Below are 1,421 nucleotides of genomic sequence, written 5' to 3'. Positions count from 1 at the left end.
CTCATACGAGAAATGTCAGCCTCACCAGCACCTTATGTAAAAAATCCTGAAACAGACTTTACCCGCAAGAAGAAGCTGCCCTTTGAAACGGTTATGCAGCTCTTGATCTCGATGGGCGGAAATAGCATCTACAAGGAGCTATTGGAATCGCAAGGCTACGACGTGAACACGGCAACCTCGTCTGCTTTCGTCCAACAGCGGAATAAAATTCTGCCGTCTGCCGTGGAATTCTTGTTTCGGGAATTTACTCAATCGTATCAAGATCTAAAAGACTATCGAGGGTATCGATTACTTGCCATAGATGGTTCGGACTTGCATATTGCAACGAACGCGGAGGACACAGATACCTATTTTCAAAGTGGGCCGAACACGAAGGGCTATAACCTTCTTCATTTGAACGCAGCTTATGACTTGTGCAACAGACTCTACGTGGATGCTATTGTTCAGCCGAGAAGGTTGGGTAATGAAGGGAAGGCACTAGCAGACATGGTTGACCGTTCCTCCATCAAAGGAAAAACCATCGTTACTGCTGATCGAGGCTATGAAAGCTACAACAATTTCGCGCATATTGAACGCAAAGGGTGGAACTATGTCATACGGGTAAGGGATTCCAGCGGGATTGTTACGAGCTTGCATTTGCCTACGGATGGAGAGTTTGATCTCCCTATTCACCTGACACTCACCAAAAAGCAAACCAAGGAGGTCAAAGCTCATCCCGAGATATACAGATTCGTCCCTGCTACTTCTACATTTGACTTTTTAGATTTGCATGAGAACTTCTTTTACCCGATTTCCTTTCGGGTGCTTCGTCTCGCCCTGCCTAACGGCGAATATGAAACGGTCATAACGAATCTTTCTGCCGTTGACTTTCCGCCCGATGAGATCAAATCCATCTATAACATGCGATGGGGCATTGAAACCTCTTTCAGGGCGCTAAAGTACACCGTCGGTTTAACGAACTTTCACGCCAAAAAGCAAGAGTCCATCGTTCAAGAGATTTTCGCAAGAATGATCATGTATAATTTCGCTGAAATGATTACCTCGCACGTAGTCATTTCCCAAATCGACAAGCGGCACCCGTACCAAGTCAACTTCACAGTTGCCGTTCACGTTTGTAGACATCTCCTGCGCTCAAGAGACGATGAACCCCCGCCTGATGTTGAAGCACTGATCCGCAAGAACATTTTGCCGATTCGACCCGTCCGCCCAGGACAAAAGAATACACGCAAAATCCGTTACAAATCAGCAGTTAGCTTCGTCTACAGAGTAGCATAATTCGGTTTATATGAACATTTTAAAGTGGATGAACCGTCCGCTTTGTTTGCTGTACGTATTTTTTCTTGCATGACGCCAAAAGCAAACGGCACAGGGGTTATCCCCGTGCCATTTTAAATTTCATTGACTTCTTGGTTTTGAAATTA

1 protein-coding gene is annotated in these 1,421 nt (G+C 45.4%); it reads left to right on the top strand.

What is annotated here, in order from left to right; all coding sequences use genetic code 11:
* Nucleotides 1-1,275: IS4 family transposase (locus tag KQJ23_RS23545; RefSeq protein WP_216481332.1), on the top strand; the 1,275-nt coding region annotated here is incomplete at its 5' end.
* Between the last annotated feature and the right edge of the window lie 146 nt (nucleotides 1,276-1,421).

Source organism: Paenibacillus brevis, assembly GCF_018919145.1.
Classification (GTDB): Bacteria; Bacillota; Bacilli; order Paenibacillales; family Paenibacillaceae; genus Fontibacillus; species Fontibacillus brevis.
Note: the sequence above shows the minus strand (reverse complement) of the source record. Positions and strands in the feature narration are given on the sequence as shown.